Annotated in this window: 15 protein-coding genes and 1 pseudogene; 3 read left to right on the top strand and 13 right to left on the bottom strand. The window is 38.8% G+C overall.

Going from position 1 to position 18,000, the window contains the following annotated elements:
* Nucleotides 1-10: 10 nt before the first annotated feature.
* Entirely contained in the window at nt 11-1,387 is a 1,377-nt protein-coding gene (gene gad / locus P7D84_RS05760; RefSeq protein WP_311805473.1) for a glutamate decarboxylase, read from the bottom strand.
* A 61-nt stretch (nt 1,388-1,448) separates the two neighbouring features.
* Nucleotides 1,449-2,927 (bottom strand): amino acid permease, encoded by a 1,479-nt coding sequence (locus P7D84_RS05755; RefSeq protein WP_311800375.1) that lies wholly within the window; start codon nt 2,925-2,927, stop codon nt 1,449-1,451.
* 419 nt (nt 2,928-3,346) lie between these two features.
* Here P7D84_RS05755 and P7D84_RS05750 point away from each other — a divergent pair, with 419 nt between their 5' ends.
* Entirely contained in the window at nt 3,347-3,763 is a 417-nt protein-coding gene (locus tag P7D84_RS05750; RefSeq protein ID WP_311805472.1) for a helix-turn-helix domain-containing protein, read from the top strand.
* A gap of 36 nt (nt 3,764-3,799) precedes the next feature.
* Nucleotides 3,800-4,855 carry a hypothetical protein gene (locus P7D84_RS05745; protein WP_311805471.1) on the top strand — a complete coding sequence of 352 codons (1,056 nt, stop codon included), beginning with the start codon at nt 3,800-3,802 and terminating at the stop codon, nt 4,853-4,855.
* Nucleotides 4,856-5,289: 434 nt separating this feature from the next.
* Here the strand turns inward: P7D84_RS05745 and P7D84_RS05740 are convergent, their stop codons facing one another.
* The 3 genes from P7D84_RS05740 to P7D84_RS05730 form a co-directional block, all read right to left on the bottom strand.
* Entirely contained in the window at nt 5,290-6,243 is a 954-nt protein-coding gene (locus P7D84_RS05740) for a Gfo/Idh/MocA family protein (protein ID WP_311800377.1), read from the bottom strand.
* A 64-nt stretch (nt 6,244-6,307) separates the two neighbouring features.
* The gene (locus P7D84_RS05735) at nt 6,308-6,952 is read right to left on the bottom strand and encodes a TVP38/TMEM64 family protein (RefSeq protein ID WP_311805469.1); all 645 of its coding nucleotides are present in this window, start codon (nt 6,950-6,952) and stop codon (nt 6,308-6,310) included.
* Nucleotides 6,952-7,824, bottom strand: a complete 873-nt coding sequence (locus P7D84_RS05730) for an alpha/beta hydrolase fold domain-containing protein (protein ID WP_311800379.1) — start codon at nt 7,822-7,824, stop codon at nt 6,952-6,954. The genes P7D84_RS05735 and P7D84_RS05730 overlap by 1 nt, the downstream gene beginning before the upstream one ends.
* Nucleotides 7,825-8,035: 211 nt before the next feature.
* Between P7D84_RS05730 and P7D84_RS05725 the strand changes: the two genes are divergently transcribed.
* Entirely contained in the window at nt 8,036-9,031 is a 996-nt protein-coding gene (locus P7D84_RS05725; RefSeq protein ID WP_311805467.1) for an acyltransferase family protein, read from the top strand.
* Nucleotides 9,032-9,088: 57 nt separating this feature from the next.
* Here P7D84_RS05725 and P7D84_RS05720 read toward each other — a convergent pair whose 3' ends face one another.
* From P7D84_RS05720 to P7D84_RS05685, 8 genes and pseudogenes are all read right to left on the bottom strand, one after another.
* The gene (locus tag P7D84_RS05720; protein WP_311805465.1) at nt 9,089-10,276 is read right to left on the bottom strand and encodes an iron-containing alcohol dehydrogenase; all 1,188 of its coding nucleotides are present in this window, start codon (nt 10,274-10,276) and stop codon (nt 9,089-9,091) included.
* A gap of 94 nt (nt 10,277-10,370) precedes the next feature.
* Nucleotides 10,371-11,118 (bottom strand): annotated as a pseudogene (locus P7D84_RS05715) (alpha/beta fold hydrolase).
* 71 nt (nt 11,119-11,189) lie between these two features.
* Nucleotides 11,190-11,894: a purine-nucleoside phosphorylase gene (gene deoD / locus P7D84_RS05710; protein ID WP_311805464.1), complete on the bottom strand. Its 705-nt coding sequence runs from the start codon at nt 11,892-11,894 to the stop codon at nt 11,190-11,192.
* Nucleotides 11,895-11,910: 16 nt separating this feature from the next.
* Nucleotides 11,911-12,729, bottom strand: coding sequence for a purine-nucleoside phosphorylase (locus tag P7D84_RS05705; RefSeq protein ID WP_311800384.1), 819 nt, complete (start codon nt 12,727-12,729; stop codon nt 11,911-11,913).
* Between the two features lie 102 nt (nt 12,730-12,831).
* Nucleotides 12,832-14,004 carry a phosphopentomutase gene (deoB, locus tag P7D84_RS05700; RefSeq protein WP_311805462.1) on the bottom strand — a complete coding sequence of 391 codons (1,173 nt, stop codon included), beginning with the start codon at nt 14,002-14,004 and terminating at the stop codon, nt 12,832-12,834.
* A 333-nt stretch (nt 14,005-14,337) separates the two neighbouring features.
* Nucleotides 14,338-15,291: an ABC transporter permease gene (locus tag P7D84_RS05695; protein ID WP_311800386.1), complete on the bottom strand. Its 954-nt coding sequence runs from the start codon at nt 15,289-15,291 to the stop codon at nt 14,338-14,340.
* Nucleotides 15,291-16,421 (bottom strand): ABC transporter permease, encoded by a 1,131-nt coding sequence (locus tag P7D84_RS05690; protein ID WP_311800387.1) that lies wholly within the window; start codon nt 16,419-16,421, stop codon nt 15,291-15,293. The genes P7D84_RS05695 and P7D84_RS05690 overlap by 1 nt, the downstream gene beginning before the upstream one ends.
* Nucleotides 16,414-17,949 (bottom strand): ABC transporter ATP-binding protein, encoded by a 1,536-nt coding sequence (locus tag P7D84_RS05685; protein WP_376713390.1) that lies wholly within the window; start codon nt 17,947-17,949, stop codon nt 16,414-16,416. Before P7D84_RS05685 ends, P7D84_RS05690 begins: the two co-directional genes overlap by 8 nt.
* Nucleotides 17,950-18,000 lie beyond the last annotated feature (51 nt).

Below are 18,000 nucleotides of genomic sequence, written 5' to 3'. Positions count from 1 at the left end.
CTATTATAAGTTAAGATGCGTGATGAATCAAATGATTCTGATTTAAATCGTCGATTGCACGAGTCAAATCTTCCATAAAGTCATCACAAATGGCCATTGTCATGGATGGGCGAACAACGATCCGACTGATTGTCACATCGTCAAGATTTGCAGGAAGTGGATATGCTGGTACTTGCCAACCGTACTCTTTCAACTTGTCTTCTAAATCATAAAGATTCCAAGTTAATTCAACACTATCCGCAATTTTCCAGCAGTTGATTGGTAATTGTGAACCATCGTTGATGATTTCAAAAATACCTAGTTCTTTTAATTCCTTATTGATTCGTTGAGACACACTGCGTACATTGTTCATGATTGCAGTAAATCCTTCGCGACCAAAACGAATCAAATTGTAATATTGGGCAACGATATGGGCACCACTATGTGAGAAGTTGATTGCAATAGAATCCACGCTGCTGCCTAGATAAGGAACTGAGAAACGCATTTCTGCTGGTAAATATTCTTCCGTATTTTCGCGCCAAACAATCCAGCCAATACCAGGATAAACCATCCCGTATTTATGTCCTGAAACATTGATTGATGCTACATTTTTCAAACGGAAGTCCCATGGTTGGAAACCATCAATAAATGGTGCGAAGACGCCGCCAAATGCTGCATCGACATGGATCTTGATTGGTAATTTTGCTGTTTTGTTGTATTCAGAAACAAGTTCATCTAATTTTTGAATATCATCTACACGGCCAGTGTAAGTAATCCCTTGGATTCCTACAATACCAATGGTGTTTTCGTCAACATAATCCATGACAGTGTCAGTATTTAATGACATATGGTTTTCATCCATTGGAACTTCCCGCATCTCGACATTCCAGTACGTACAGAATTTTTCCCATACAACTTGGAACGCAGAATTGATGACTAAGTTAGGTTTGTGTTCATGTAAGTTGTCAATGTCTAAGCCAGCAGCTTTTGCACGATGTTTCCAGCTGTGTAATAACGCAAGACCACCTAGCATACAACCTTCAGAAGAACCTACTGTTGAAGTCCCGATAAAATCTTTATATAATTTTTTGCCTTCACCGATGTTCCACATATGAGCAATCATACTGATTGCATAATTTTCCATCGCTGCAGTTTTTGGATATTCTGATTTGTCAATCGCATTCGTTTCAAGTGAGCCCATCATCAAGCGATCTGCTTGCGGTTCCATTTGAGTTGTACAAAATGTAGCCAAGTTTTGATCTGCTTTTGCTTCATTCAACCGAATATGATTGACGAGCGTCTCGGCTGTGTCAGGGTTCATACCCTCATCAGGTAATACTTCTTTAGGCATGCTGCGAGCAGCTTCTTTACTTCCTAAAAATGAACTTTCTAAATAATCTGTATGCATATTAAAAATCTCCTTAGTTATGATGAAGGATCTTAAATCCTTTTTTGCAACACGATATTTCTTAATGTGCTGGATGATGCACATCGTTTCTAGCTTTATCTTGATGATGCACTGTCCAGTTTCCATGGAACAAATACATAATAAACGGAATAAAGAAAACGATAATAAACGCTGTTAATAATAAGGTCAGATACGTATGTTTTTGATGCATGTTGTATGCAGCTGGTGGGAAGAATGTTACGACAAATCCGAAAGCTGACAATACAAAACCTAGAACACCCATGATGACACGCATTACTTTAGATTTTGCTGCACGGAACGTACGCTCTAAATCATTGTGTTTGAAGACTAAAACTAAATAAGTAACGAACATCAGCATATACATTAAGGTATACAATGCAACAGTCAAACTCATAGCTGTTTGGAATGAAAGATTCGATTTATCTCCACCAGCACCGAATGTTAAAAGTGCTGCCATAATTGAAACAATCACACCTTGTAAGACCATAACGTTTGTCTCAACACCATACGCATTGGTTTTAGCAAAACGTTCTGGCAAATACCCTTCTTTTGCTGCTTCATACATGCCGGCATTTGGTCCGACAACCCAACTACTGATTTCACCGATGATTCCAATAGCAAGTAGCAATCCGATTACACGTTCAATAAAGACAACATTGATTCCTGGGAATTGTTGAACTAAAGCACCATATGCATAGACAATCCCTGTACTTAATTGGATTTTAGCGTTTGGAATCGTTGCAGCGATAGAGATTGTTCCGATAATATCAGAAACAATCGCACTGATTGCTAAAGCCAACATCACCTTAGGATAGATTGATGGTTTCTTTAAATCTTTTACATGAGTCGCTGATCCTTCAGCGCCAGCAAAAGCTAGAATAAATGGAACAAAACCGACCAAAACATTTCCACTCCAACTTGATGGTAAAATCGTATGCGGATTGATTTTGATCAACATTGGATTTCCTTTAACTAAATAAGTAATGGTTAAAAACAATAATAGGAAGACTGGAATAATAACACCAATCGTAAAACTCCATTGAGCAATTTTTCCGGTAATTTTTGTTCCGTGTTGTTGGGCGAAAATCAATCCCCACAAAATGACCATCATAATGATGAATTTGAATAATGGATTTGTATTAATCACGGGAACATTCAAAGTAATAGATAAACAGCCGATGATAAAATACATCATCGTACACATACCGACTGTAATATGAATCCATTGATAAAATAGTGCCGACCATCCAAGTCGTTCGCCGATCATGTGACGGCCCCATGTGAAGATCCCGCCTTTGCTCCAGCCATCGACTGAAGCCATTTCACCGGCAGTACGTGTTACAGGAATAAACCATAAAACACCTGCTAAAAATAGGAAGAACAAAGCAGTTGGTCCTTGTTTAGCAAAGGCCGCAAAACCGTACACAGTCATGACCATCGAAGTAGTCATTGAGAATAATTGAACACCTGTGAGCTGATTATGCTCGCTCAAAGATACGTTCTTCTCGTCGTTATTCATTTGTGACACATCCTTTAAATTCTTTGCAATCGAAGTGCGCACTTCCGGACTACAGCCATCATATTAGCCTTAAAAAAAACAAAGTCAAACGACCATTTACGCTTCTATTAGAAGATTTATTAAAAAAATTTCTGCCATGATAATGGAAGAAATCCTTTGATAATCACCACTCCAACTTTCAATTTTCTCCTGGCAATATGCGTTTTTTAAGAAAAAATAAAAAAGGTCCAAATTATGCAAGAATCCCTCGCAAATTTTTGGAACCTAATGCTTGATTTTTTCATTTAATCATAATATTTCTCACATAAAGCGCAACCAAAAGTACATTTTCGCAGACTTCTCTAAACGAACTTCCCTATGTTACTTAATCCAACCTTAATGAGACTAGACTATACTTTTAACACAAAGGAGTGTTGTTCATGAATATCGATCGATTATTAGATTTTGAAAGTCAGGCACTTTTTTCTATCTTCACTTATTTAAAAGAAAACTCTGGTTTTCACGATATCAATGAAATCTCAGAACAAGTCGGGTTCGAAAAGCGAACGACCTTAAAATACCTAGAACGACTTGCCAGCCTTTCTGATGAGGTGGAAAATCAGCTCGGCATCCCTCCACTCATCGTTTCTGAACGCATGTATCAAATATCCCGAGAACACTATACTGAAAACAAAGAACTTTCCTTGGCAATCTATCATATTTCAATCAAGATCAATTTATTAGAAGGACTCCTCTCAAATAAAGCAAATACAATGGCTAACTTGATGGAAAAATATAACTTAAGTTATTCTACTTTAAAAAAAGATGTTTACGAAGTTCGAGACTATCTTAAATAAGTCGAGATCGAACTGCATATTCGAAATGGTGAACTCGTGTTATCCGGACTAGAACCTGCAATCCGTCTATTCTTTTTAAGTTTTTTCTGGCAGCTTTATGGTGGGTACGGACAGCCTTTTGAACTTGACAGTTCTACTGAGAAGAATTTTATTTTTGAGAAGCTTAGTTTTTTACTTTCCGATCACATCGATCCGATCACTAAGCTCCAATACGACTATCTAGTTGATATCACTTTGATTCGCTACTTAGCTGGACATAAAATTGAAAACAATGAATTGCCGATTGAGTCAATCCTCATTGGAAATAAATTCGTTCAGCATTTTCACTTCATTACAGAGGAAAATGTCTCTGCTTATGAAAATTTTAAAGATGAGCTGTATTTTATCTTATTATTTCTACAATCAAAAATGGTCTTTTATCGTAACGATCAGTTCTTTCAAGAGCTAAAAAAATACCATCAATTGATTGACTCCAATATTTTCCAAGCCAATCAGTTCTTTTTTCAAAATATCGGCTTGCTCTTCAACGAGTTTCACTTTGATCATGATGAATTAGAAAAAGAATTATATGTAGTCCATACTCGATTACTGTTCAAAAGCTTTTACAATCATGTCCCGATTGGTGAATATTATAATCTTTATCCTGAAGACATAGCGATTGTACAAGAAAACCTGCGTTTACGACTGGAGAATATCCATTCTCGAAATAGTTTAATCTACTCTCAACTCGATTATGCAATCTTTCTATATGCCGCAATCAGCTTGGCAAATGAATTTATGACTGGATGTGAAATCTCGGTCTTCATTGATGATTCACAAGGAGAATTCAATTCTATTTGGTTGAAAAATTTCTTTACGGAAAGTATGAAGGGCTTGGTCAAACTAACTTTTGTCGATCCCAATCGCTTTTTGTTAGCAGATAATTCTGTCGATCTAGTCATCAGTACAAATAAATTTTTCCCAATCGAGAATGCTCAAAATAAACCGATTTTATTTTTAGAATGCAAAGATAAGTATGAAGATTTAAAAATCTTTCATTCGATGATCCGTAAAATTATGATAGAAAAAACCCGGGCACTCCAACCGAATTAAAATTATGCAGCCTTTTTAATCATAAATTTGACTTTTTTGGTAATTCTTAGAAAATCAACGATAAAATGCACTTCAGCCAATCACATCGTCAAAAGTGGCAACATACTTTTGTGCTATACTATCTTTAGTTAGTTTCTCTTTCCAATTTCAAACTAACTGACAAAGACGATCGACCGACATATTCGATCGTCTTTTTGTATGTTTTCCTCTGGAATTAATCGACTACACAAAAACCCCTCTTAGAATAAATTCTAAGAGGGGTTTTCCCAGTATCAACATGTGATAGAAAGGTTCTTCGTCCACTAAGCTTCTTTCCGACACCCTGAAATCCGACAGGTGACTTGCGTCGTGTGCCTCTGGTATCGAAGGATCATCAGATCCACTCGACTCGTCGCATGTGGTACACTATAGCACATTCTCTTCCTCATTGACAATCATTTTTGATTGTTCTCATAAATTGCTTCTGTAATCGCCACTGTTTTTAAGGTCAATTCTTTGGTAACTATCGGACTTTCCAACAGTCCTCGTTCCAAACAATCGTTCACATGGTCGATTTCAAACACAAATTCACTTTTTTGTGTGCTGCTTAACTCTTCTATCTGACCATCTGCATAATGAATTTCAGCCGTTGCTGTTTTCCAAAAATCCGGAACGATGATTTTTCCTTTTTCTCCATAAATGATCAACTGCTTTTTTAAATCTAGTTCTACTGTTAAAAAGAGCGTACCGACTATTTCTTTTGGAAAACGTAAAGTAATTTGAGCTTGCGCATCTGATTGCCCATCAGGAAAAACAAGCATTCCTTGATATTCTTCTGGCAAAGCAGCTAACAGATACTGCATGTATTCTAACGGATACGTGCCTGCACCGCGAAAGACACCGCCGCCTGCACTCAAATCACGAAACCATGAAATGTGATCGATATTAGGATACGCCATTACCGCATCTAACCAGTGGATCGTTCCGATTTTTCCTGTGTTGATTGCTTGCTGCACTTGTTTTGTGATCGGTAAGAAAAGCGATTTTTGGGCTTCCATTAAAAATAAACCGCGTTCTTGTGCAAGTAGAAATAATTCTTCGGCTTGGGCAAGCGTCATGGTAAAAGGCTTTTCCAATAGTACATGTTTGTGATTCATCAAAGCCAATTTTGCCGCATCGTAATGGCCCTTGTTATAGACTGCAATATAAACAATATCGACTTCTGTACTTTGACACAGCTCTTCATAGCTGCCAAAAGCACGAGGGATTGCTAATTTTTGGGCCATTTTTTGTGCTTTTTCGATGCCGCGTGAAGCAATTGCGGTCACGATTCCTTTTTGACTTTCTTCTACCCCCTTTACAAAACGAGGAACTACTTGTGCTGTACTCAAGATCCCGTAACGAATCATTCTTCCCATCTCCTATTTAGAACTATTGACAGTTATTTCTTATTTTATCCTCAAAACAATCGGTCTAAAAATTTGCGACGGTCTTATTCAAAATAAATAAACAAACATAGCCATAGGATGCCACCGACCAAAGTTTAAAGGTCAAAAGAATTTTCAAGTATTCGATAAAAGAAAGATCAGTCATCCCTGCTACTAGACAAACTAAATCATCGGGGAAAAAGGGAAAAATAAAACAGACAATCAATAATCTTTTGATGTCTTGCGTATGATCTTGTAATGTCGTTTCAAATTTTTGAAAATTCTTCTCAGATAGTACAAGGTGGGCAAATTTTGGACCAAAACGACGAATCAACAAAAAGAGCCCTATTTCTCCAACTACCAGTCCAATATAACTATATAAAATACCTGGGATATTACCAAACATCAGCATTCCAACGACTGTTGCAAAACCGCCGGGTAAAAAAGGAACAATCGGTTGGATGGCTTGAACGACAATAAATGCTGCTACTGCAAAACTGCCAAAATGTTTAATGAAATGTTGTAAATCCGCAATCGAGCTGAATACTCCAGATCTTCGAATATATATCAATAGCAGAATAAATGCTGCTAAACCAATGACAGGTAAAATCTGGATCACCTTTTGTTGCCACGGTGCCCGATAAGATTTTTTTGGTTTTATCTGCTCTCTTCTTTGCTTCTTATTAATCATTATTGATAAAACTCTCCTATTTGATCAACATACGGAAGTGATTCTTTTAATGGATAGATAACAAAATCATGCATCATGCCGACTACGACCTCTAAACGCATCGTCGTTCCCTGGCTACGCTTGATCCGATCTTGCAATCGCAAAACATCAGGATACAAAATCTCATCCGTTCCTGCTACTACTAATAATTCTCCTAACCAATCGAAATTCCCATAAATCGGTGAAACGACAGGATCAGTTAAAGACAGTTGCCCCGCATAATTTGCCCCAGCTTCAGCTAATAAATCTTTCTCCAACAAGACATCTTTTTCTTGAAGTTCTTGTGAGCGTGGATCACTCAGCGATGCATCCAGCCAAGGGGACGCTAGCGCAATTTTTTTAGGACGTTTTGGTAGGTCGATATCACGCAAATGCTGGGCCAAACTCATCGCTAATCCACCACCTGCAGAATCACCAAACAGATAGAAACAATCATCTGGATATAAATACGTCAATTGTTGAAACGCTTTTTTGGTCAAGGGAACCGTTTTTTCTGCCGTATTCTCCGGCGCCAACGGATAATCAAAATAACTGACCTTTAGATTATAACGCTTCACGAAACGTTCTTGAATCTCTTTATGAAATGGGGAAGCTTCCAATGCGTACCCGCCACCATGTAAATAAAAAACATGATGTTTAGTGGGTAATTTAGGAAATAATGTGATCAATTGATGTCCGTCAATCGCTGAGTTTTTTTGTGGGATGTCCGTCTGAGACAGCCGCCGACTGATCAACTGTCGTCGTTTCGGTGGATCGACCATCGTTGCACCGACAAGTTTTTTCATATTAATCACTTTAAAAACATTTTTTACAAATTTGGCTGAATAACGCATCGCTAACCTCCTCATATTAAAATTTTTATTCGTATCTGCTCTAAGATCGATGATTGCCTCGTAAAGTCCAGTTTTTACGAACTGACATTCAGAAAATAAGCCAGACGATTCTAATTCCTATAAAAACCACGTAGGGTCGCTTTTTTCATGCTACAATAGATATAAGAAACACTTGCCGTTTGCTCCTTAAGCATAACGGAATCCAAAGGAGGTGTCCACAATCACAAAACCAAATCGTGAATACCTTTATGATAATATTCGCGGTATTTTGATTTTACTCGTGGTCTTAGGACACGCATTGGAATATTTTCGTTTAGATAACATTGTGGGAGAATTTATCTACATCTTCATCTACTTGTTCCACATGCCTGTTTTTATTTTTATCTCTGGGTATTTTTCAAAAAATCTAGCCAAAGGACGTTCTACAGCAGTAGAAACCTTTCTCGTCCCTTATCTCTTATTAAATATGATTTTATCTCTCATCATGTTGGCTATTGGAAAAATCGATGAATTTACGATCTTAAGCCCTGGCTGGACACTTTGGTATCTATATTGTATGTTCATTTGGCGTTTATTGCTGCCGGATCTAGTAAAAGTTCGAAGAATTTTAATTTTAAGTTTTATTATCGGGATTTTTTCTGGGTTTTTGACCGAATTCGGAACCTATATGGCAATGGCTCGAACATTAGGCTTCTTGCCCTATTTCTTAGCTGGGTATTTTATGGATCGTTCTTTATTAGAAAAGATCCATCAACTGCGCTGGCGTAAAATCATCAGTGGGGGAATCATCCTAATCGGCTTAGGCGTCGCTTATTTTTGGGTCCAAACTGATCTTCCTCCAGAGATTTTATGGCGGGATCGTTCCTTCCTACTGTTCAAATTACCGATTTATCAAAATATATTAAATAGCCTGCTATTATACCTCGTAGGATTTGCTTTTGTCTTTGTCTTTTTGAGCTTAGCAGCACCAAAACCCCACTTCTTTACTTCATGGGGACAGAAGACCTTAGCAATCTACTTGCTCCATGTTTATTTAGTAGCACCGCTTGTGCAGTTTACTCAATATGTAAATAGTCCGCTGCTCCATTTAATTTTATTAGTAGTCGGGACGCTTTTGATCTTGTATGTATTATCTAGGCCAAAAGTAGCCACGACTTTACAAAAGACCATCGCCCGAATATTACATTTTATCATGCCAAACAACTGATTTACAAATGATGTTTCAAATAAAAAAACGGCGGCTCATCACGAGTCGCCGTCTTCTTTATTCAAAACTACTTTCAGTTAAACAATCAGTGTAGATTTCTTTGACTGCCACTTCATCTAACGGAACAAAAGCATCCGTTTTTATCTTACTGTGAGCTACTGCATGTTTCGCCATCTCATCAAATTTCTCATCAGTGATTCCCACTTCTGGCAAAGTCATTGGGATTCCGCAAGCTTTAAAATAATCATACAATTTTTGAATCCCGATACGCGCAGCGAGCATAGGAACTTTTTCCTCAACATTCCAGACATTCCAAGCAAAGCTGGCAAACTTATCAACAGTATCATCATTTAATACATATTCCATCCAGCGAGGAGTCAAGATTGCTAATCCTACACCATGTGTAATATCATAAAATGCACTTAATTCATGCTCCATCGGATGGCAAGACCATGCACCCGCCTTACCATTACCAGTTAACCCATTCAAAGCCAACGTACTAGCCCACATCAAATTTGCACGCGCATCATAATCTTCTGGTTGTTTCAATGCAATCGGACAATTTTTGATGACTGAACGCATCAATCCTTCAGAAATAGAATCTTGTACATCAGTTCCTTCTGTCCGTTTGAAATAATTTTCGATTAAGTGATTCATAATATCAGCTGAACCGGCTGCTGTTTGATACGTATTCACACTGAATGTATTTTTCGGATCTAAAAATGATACTTTAGGTAACATGACTTTGCTTCCCGTACCTAATTTTTGATGGGTCGTAAAATTAGTAATCACAGCTCCGCTATTCATTTCACTCCCAGTCGCTGCAAGTGTCAAAATGGTCACTAACGGCAACGCATCTCCTTGATAGTTTCGACGTTGTAAAACTAGATCCCAAGCATCTCCTTCAAATTTTGTAGCTGCTGCGACTACTTTCCCACAGTCGATAGTAGATCCGCCGCCAACTGCTAGCACTACATCGACCTGCTCTTTGCGGCAGATTTCTACGCCTCGCCGCACGGTTTCTACTCGAGGGTTAGGTTCGACTCCTGCTAATTCAAAAACATGATTGTCGTTTGCTTTTAACTGATCGATCACTCGATCGTATAAACCGATTTTCTTGATGCTGCCGCCACCATAAACAAGCAAAATATTTTTACCAAATTGGTTCAATACTTCCGGTAATTCTGCCAAACGATCTTTCCCAAAACGAATGTCTGTTGTTACATGAAAGTCAAAATTATCCATTAAAATTCCCTCCCTATTTACTTCTATTATTTATCATAAGCCAAATTTTTTTGAAATGAAACGAATTTCCCTCAATTTATCAAGCATTTTTGCTTTAAGAAATCTTATTCAAATTTGAAGCAAAAAACTCTGTGATCTGATCCATGGTCGCAATCTGAACAAAATGACGTTCTTCTGCACTGACAAACGTAATATTTGTTTGGGGATTCGCCTTAATAAAATCTGCTGTTTGTTGGTAAGGAACCTTTTCATCTTTTGTTCCATGCCAAAAAAAATAATGGTCGTCCAGCTACTTTTTCTGGAGATAAAGACAAATCATAGGTTTCCAGCCATGATGTCAACTGACGATAATCATTGGGCAAATAAAACCCTAATTCCTTTGCATGCATTCGAATACGTTCCCGATAGTTGATTGGAGCAGGAGACCCCATCACACAAGCAGCAACATCGATCTCCGTGTGTTGTGTCAACAACATACACGTTGTGATGCCACCCATCGAGATACCGCCAACCCCGATTTTCCCCACTGTTAAACCAAGATTTTCAAAATAATCCACTAAATAACCAAACTCATAAAGATTGGTTTGGATACTATCCCAAAAAGTTAGTGAAGGAATCTCCGACGTTTTTGTTTTACGTTCACCATGATTAGCAGCATCTGGCAATAACACACGAAATTTTTTTGCTGCTAATCTGCGTCCTTGTGTCAAGACCAATTCTTTGGCTGTCTGCCAGCCATGATAGTAAATAATCAAAGGGAGCGGTTCATAAATTTTATCTTCTGCGACTACTTCCAACAATGGGATATTCCCCACTGTTCGCTTACGTACAACAACTTTCATACAATCCTCCTTAGATTTTCTTTCCACATCCATACAAAAAACTGCCCTCAAAATAAAAGGGCAGTTTTTCTCTAAGCAATGATCGCTTCTAATCCAACATACATCATGTCTTTGAATGTATTTTGGCGTTCTTCTGAAGTTGTTTCTTCGCCAGTGATCATATGATCGCTGACAGTCATAATCCCTAGCGTTTGAACATTGAATTTTGCGCCTAAATAATACAAAATCGCCGCTTCCATCTCAACACCCAATACGCCATACTCTGCTAAGTTGAACGTAGAGGTCAGATCATCTTTATAGAATGTGTCTTCTGATAGTACATTCCCTACATGGGTAGTGAATCCTTTTTCTTGCGCTACTTTATAAGCTTGCATCATCAGATCAAAATCTGCAATCGGTGCAAAATGAAAACCAGGAAATTGTTTTTCTACCATTGATGAACTTGTCACCGCACCTTGAGCAATAATCAAATCACGAACATGGACATCTTTTGATAATGCGCCGCAAGTTCCGACACGAACCAATTTTTTCACACCATACGATTGGATCAATTCTTGTGCATAGATTCCGGCAGAAGGCATTCCCATACCGGTTCCCTGCACAGAAACACGCTCACCTTTATAGGTACCGGTATATCCTAGCATTCCTCGAACGTTGTTGTAGCACTTCGCATCCTCTAAAAAATTCTCTGCGATAAACTTTGCTCGCAGTGGATCTCCTGGTAATAAAATCTTATCGGCGATTTCATCTGGTTTTGCTTCAATATGAACGCTCATTTTATTCCTCCTCTTACTATAAAACAGCCAGTGTTTCTTTGATTAATTTTTTGAAGTCTTCTTTGACTCGTTCAGTCGTTTCCACTACTTCTGTATGATTTAAATTTGCCTGCATCCCAGCAGCTAAGTTAGTGATACAAGAGATTCCTAATACTTTCATGCCACTATGAGCTGCTACAATCACTTCTGGAACAGTCGACATGCCGACTGCATCTGCACCGATTGTTCGTGCCATTCGAATTTCGGCAGGTGTTTCATATGTCGGACCAGACATTCCAAGATAGACTCCTTCTTGCAGATCAATCGCTAATTTATCAGCAATCTGCCGAGCTTTTTCTTGGTATTCTTTCGTATAAGCTGTACTCATATCTGGAAAACGCGGCCCCATATTTTCATCGTTTGGTCCAATCAACGGATTGGTTCCCATAAAGTTGATGTGATCTGTAATCAACATCAGATTGCCTGGTTGGAAGGATTCATTGACCCCGCCAGCAGCATTTGTCACTACGATCGAGTGGATGCCCAATGCGGCCATCACACGAACTGGATACGTCACCGTCTTCATTGGATTGCCTTCATAATAATGGAAACGTCCTTGCATAGCCAAAACATTTTTTCCTGCCAAACGTCCATATACTAATTGTCCAGCATGACCAATTACGGTAGAGACTGGAAAATGAGGAATTTCATTGTACGGAATGACTACAGGATTTTCAATTTCTTCTGCTATCTCTCCTAGCCCTGATCCTAAAATTAATCCAAATGCGACATCTGCTACTCCTTTGTCTTGGATGTAACTAGCTGTTTGTTGAATTTTGTCTCGTAAGTCTGTCATAAAGACCTCCTATTTTATATTAATACCACAAATTTCTTTATGTTAAATTGTTGGTGTGCTTTTTAATCGCACACTCTTTAGTTACAGTTGCTTATCTATGGCTTACTTCAAAAGTTTTAAGAAACTTTCTCCATTTTCTGTTGCAGGAACAGCAAAATTTTCAGCAATCGTTGCAGCAATATCTGAATAATAGCCTTGTGGCAATTTCCCTTGTTCTGTCATTTTTTTGCTGTATACCAAAAATGGAACATATTCACGTGTATGGTCTGTTCCTGTAAAGGTTGGATCGTTACCGTGATCTGCAGTAATCATTAATAGGTCATCTTCTTGCATCGTCTCCAAAATTTCTGGAATCCGTAGATCAAATTCTTCAATGGCATGAGCATAACCTGTGACATCACGACGATGACCAAACAATGCATCAAAATCAACTAAGTTCGTAAAACTCAAACCAGTGAAGTCTTTCTTCATGACGTCTAATAATTTATCGACACCGTCCATATTGCTCTTTGTCCGAACCGCATCTGTGATTCCTTGTCCATTGAAGATATCATTAATCTTCCCAACAGCGATTACAGCTTTTCCATTATCTTTCAATGCATCTAGCACTGTTTTGCCAAATGGATCAAGGGCATAGTCATGACGATTGCTCGTACGCGTAAAGTCCCCAGGTTGACCTACATATGGACGAGCGATGATTCGGCCGATCATATAAGGATCATCTTTTGTAATGTCACGAACATACTGACAAATCTTATACAGTTCTTCGAGAGGAATGATTTCCTCATGCGCTGCAATTTGTAAAACTGGATCAGCAGAAGTATAGATGATCAAATCACCTGTCTTCATTTGTTCTTCACCAAAATCTTTGATAACTTCTGTACCACTGTAAGGTTTGTTTGCCCCCATAATAATTCCACGACCAGAAAATGCAGAAATCTTATCTAATAATTCTTGGGGAAATCCTTCTGGAAAAACACGGAATGGTGTTTTGATATTTAATCCAGCAATTTCCCAGTGCCCTGTCATCGTATCTTTCCCAACTGAGATTTCTTCCAATTTGGTCGCATAGCCATCGTGATCTGCTACATCTTTGACTCCTTGCAATGGACGAATTGTTCCAAGACCTAGTTGCTCCAAATGCGGGATATTCAATCCAGCTTTTTCCGCAATATGTCCCAATGTATCTGATCCAACATCTCCAAATTTATCTGCATCAGGTGCTTCCCCGATACCGACAGAATCCATAACAACTAAGTGAATGCGCTTAAACATTTCTATTCCCTCTTTCTATTAATTTATATCCAATAAGCAAGTCAATTTTTGCTCATAAATTAACGACGATCATCCCTTGCTAAAATAATCAACTCAGTTCCAGTATATTGAGTTAATCATATTCCGTAAACTGAAAGCTATTGTTCCTATTAAGTAAGAAAATCTAGCCAGAACCAGAATCCATAATAAACTGTGGAAAGTTAGACTGGTAGTTGATTCTATTTTCACCACACATCCGATTCCACTAATCATGTAGAAGTACGAAGCGAAATTCGCAAAAAGGGCACGACTAAGAACATTGTCCCATAGTCCCACCCTTTAATTACAAAAGAATTATTTTGATTTGATATAGTTGACGCCATCGGCTTTTGGTGCAGCTGATTTTCCTAAGAAAAGAACCAGTACGATGATAGTCAACACATATGGTGCTGATTGCAAATATACATCTGGGATTTTGTCGATGATTGGTAAATTTGAACCGGCAATACTCAAGTTTTGAGCAAATCCGAAGAAAATCGCCGCTCCCATCGCACCTAATGGATTCCACTTACCAAAGATCATTGCAGCCAATGAGATGAATCCTTGACCAGCAATCGTTGTTGCAGCAAATCGTCCAGCGATTGATTGTGCGAAAACTGCTCCACCCATCCCGCCTAGGAAACCAGAAAGCAAGACACCTGAATAACGCAAGGCGTAAACATTGATTCCTAACGTATCAGCTGCTTGTGGATTTTCACCAACTGAACGTAGACGTAGACCAAAACGTGTTTTAAAAATGACAAACCAAGAAATCACAGCAACCAAAATAGCAAAATATGCTGGTAAACTTGTATTTTTAAAGAACAACTCACCAAGGATAGGAATCTTACTTAGCCCTGGGAAATCAAAGTAGCCAAACTGTTGTTGAATCGTATCAGTTTGTCCTTTTCCATATAACACTTTGATTAAAAAGATTGCTAATGGAGGCGCTAAAAGATTCATAACTGTTCCGCTGATGATATGGTCTGCACGAAAATTGACCGTTGCTACAGCATGTAACAGTGAAAAGACCATCCCAGCTAGACCTCCGACTAAAACACCTAACCACGGCGTCATCGCGCCAAATTGTTCGGCAAAAGCTAGGTTGAAAACAACTGAGCTGAAGGCACCAGCTACCATGATTCCTTCCAAACCAACGTTAACGATTCCGCTGCGTTCAGAAAATACTCCGCCAAGAGCAGTTAGAATCAATGGTGCAGAATACACAAGTGTCTGAGCAATAATCGATGCTAATAAATCCATATTCATTAGACCTTGCCCCCTTTGTTAGATTCTTTGTTCGGAGCACTTTCTACTTCTTGAACTGTTTTGACTTCTTTTTTACCGCCCATTATTTTCGCAAGAGCGACTCGAACGATATAGTTGATTGCTACAAAGAAGATAATCAATGGGATAACACTATTGGCTAATTCACTAGGAATTCCTGAAAATTGCATTCCTTGTCCGCCAAGTTTCAAGATACTAAACAGCAACGCCGATAACAAGATACCGATTGAGCTGCCGTTTCCAAGTAACGAAACCGCCATCCCGTCAAACCCAATGCTGAGTGAAGAACCTTGAACAAAGTAGTTCATAAATGTTCCAAGTCCATAGACAACACCGCCGAGTCCAGCTAACGCACCTGAGATGATCATCGAGATCACGATTGTCCGTTTACTACTCATACCAGCATATTCTGAAGCAAAAGGATTCAACCCAACTGAGCGGATCTCAAATCCTAATGTTGTACGTTTCATCAAGAACCATACAAGTACTAGAAATACAATCGCTAAAATAATTCCCAAATTGACCCGCGAGCCCCCAAACAAATTAGTTAGCCAAGGTTCTCGTAACGATGCGTTCAATCCAACTGCTTTGGTGACGCCCTTATTAGAAATAATATCTGGAGACATCACATGATTGACGATATGGTTTGCGACGTACAAAATTACATAGTTCATCATAATCGTTACGATTACTTCACTCGTTCCAAAGAATGCTCGCAACAAACCAGGAATCGCTGCAGCTGCAGCTCCTGCCAATGCTCCGACAATGATTGCGACCGGCAAAACGATGATTTTGGGTGAATCTGCCATACTCAATGCGATCCAGATACTTGCGACCCAACCGCATAACGCTTGTCCAGACAGCCCGATATTGAAAAAACCTGCCGAATTGGCGACCGAAAAGCCTAACGCTGTAAAGATCAGCGGCCCGGCTCCCACTAAAATTTCTCCGATGGACATCTTACTTTGGAAAGCTGAATTGAACATCGCGCTGTAACCTTCGATTGGATTAAAACCAAACACGATCATCAAAATAGCTCCGAGAATAAATCCTAAAATAACTGAAACAATTGGTACTAAAATATTTCTAATTTTTTCTGAGCGATCATTCATTTGTCTCACCAGCCTTTGCTAATTCTGCTCGTGCTTCTTCTAAACTATACCCAGCCATCAATAAGCCAAGTTCATTTTCTGAAGTTTCTTTTGGATCCACGATTCCCACGATTTCACCCGCGTGGATAACTGCAATCCGGTCAGAGACATTTAAAATTTCATCTAGCTCAAAACTTACTAGCAATACACCTTTTTGTTTATTGCGTTGCTCAACTAAGCGTTTATGGATATACTCAATCGCTCCGACATCCAACCCGCGCGTCGGTTGTGAGACGATCAATAGATCAGGATCTCGATCAACTTCTCGTGCAATGATTGCTTTTTGTTGGTTCCCACCTGAAAGTGACGCAGCAGGAGCTTTTTCACTCGTTGTCCGCACGTCGTATTCTTCGATCAACTGTTTGGCGTAACGATCAATTTCACCATAATTTAAGATTCCATTTTTACTGAATGGTTCATGATAGTATGATTGCAAAGCGATATTTTCTGATAATGGCAATGGTAAAATCAATCCGTATTTGTGACGGTCTTCAGGAACATGACCTACACCTGTTTCTGTGATTTGACGCGGCGTTTTGCTAGTTACATCTTTACCGTTGATCGTCACTGTCCCACTTTCAACTTTGCGCAACCCTGTCAATGCTTGAATCAATTCTGATTGGCCATTGCCATCGATGCCGGCAATTCCGACAACTTCGCCTCGATGAACATCTAGTGACAAGCTCTTAACCGCTTCTAAACCGCGACTTTCTTTAACTACTAAGTCTTTGATTGATAGAACGACTTCACCTGGCGTTGCTTGTACTTTATCTGTTTTAAATGAAACAGAACGCCCAACCATCATATCCGCCAATTGTTGTGAACTGACATCTTTGACGTCGACAGTACCGATATATTGTCCGCGTCGAATAACAGAACAGCGATCAGCAACTTTTTTGATTTCGTCTAATTTATGCGTGATTAAAATAATTGATTTACCTTCTTTGATCAGACCTTCCATAATCGTGATCAATTCATCAATTTCTTGTGGCGTTAATACAGCCGTGGGTTCATCAAAAATCAAAATGTTCGCACCGCGATACAAAGTTTTTAAAATTTCTACCCGTTGCTGCATACCGACTGAAATATCTCGAATATACGCATCAGGATCTACCTTCAATCCATATTCACGGGATAAACGTTCAATTTCGGTTCTAGCTTTTTTTTGATCCAGTACGCCATTTTTACTTGGCTCACTGCCTAAAATAATATTTTCTGTGACGGTAAAAGCATCAACTAACATAAAATGCTGATGAACCATTCCTATCCCTAACTGATTTGCTTTAGTGGGACTTGAGATATCGACCTTTTGACCATCCATCAAAATCTCACCTGAAGTTGGCTGTAATAAACCTGACAAAACATTCATCAATGTCGATTTACCGGCACCATTTTCTCCTAAAAGAGCATGGATTTCGCCTTTTCGAACTTGTAGATTAATGTTGTCATTTGCTTTAAACGTGCCAAATTGTTTGGTGATATTGCGCATCTCAATGACATTTTGTTCTTCTGCCACTTTCTTTTCACATCCTATCGCTTT

The sequence above is a fragment of the Enterococcus dongliensis genome, from assembly GCF_031927985.1.
Taxonomy (GTDB): Bacteria; Bacillota; Bacilli; order Lactobacillales; family Enterococcaceae; genus Enterococcus_A; species Enterococcus_A dongliensis.
Note: the sequence above shows the minus strand (reverse complement) of the source record. Positions and strands in the feature narration are given on the sequence as shown.

Coding starts and splice junctions, on each gene's coding strand:
- gad (WP_311805473.1), bottom strand. CDS start 1,387: ATGCATACAGATTATTTAGAAAGTTCATTTTTAGGAAGTAAAGAAGCT.
- P7D84_RS05755 (WP_311800375.1), bottom strand. CDS start 2,927: ATGAATAACGACGAGAAGAACGTATCTTTGAGCGAGCATAATCAGCTC.
- P7D84_RS05750 (WP_311805472.1), top strand. CDS start 3,347: ATGAATATCGATCGATTATTAGATTTTGAAAGTCAGGCACTTTTTTCT.
- P7D84_RS05740 (WP_311800377.1), bottom strand. CDS start 6,243: ATGATTCGTTACGGGATCTTGAGTACAGCACAAGTAGTTCCTCGTTTT.
- P7D84_RS05735 (WP_311805469.1), bottom strand. CDS start 6,952: ATGATTAATAAGAAGCAAAGAAGAGAGCAGATAAAACCAAAAAAATCT.
- P7D84_RS05730 (WP_311800379.1), bottom strand. CDS start 7,824: ATGCGTTATTCAGCCAAATTTGTAAAAAATGTTTTTAAAGTGATTAAT.
- P7D84_RS05720 (WP_311805465.1), bottom strand. CDS start 10,276: ATGGATAATTTTGACTTTCATGTAACAACAGACATTCGTTTTGGGAAA.
- deoD (WP_311805464.1), bottom strand. CDS start 11,894: ATGAGCGTTCATATTGAAGCAAAACCAGATGAAATCGCCGATAAGATT.
- P7D84_RS05705 (WP_311800384.1), bottom strand. CDS start 12,729: ATGACAGACTTACGAGACAAAATTCAACAAACAGCTAGTTACATCCAA.
- deoB (WP_311805462.1), bottom strand. CDS start 14,004: ATGTTTAAGCGCATTCACTTAGTTGTTATGGATTCTGTCGGTATCGGG.
- P7D84_RS05695 (WP_311800386.1), bottom strand. CDS start 15,291: ATGAATATGGATTTATTAGCATCGATTATTGCTCAGACACTTGTGTAT.
- P7D84_RS05690 (WP_311800387.1), bottom strand. CDS start 16,421: ATGAATGATCGCTCAGAAAAAATTAGAAATATTTTAGTACCAATTGTT.
- P7D84_RS05685 (WP_376713390.1), bottom strand. CDS start 17,949: ATGCGCAATATCACCAAACAATTTGGCACGTTTAAAGCAAATGACAAC.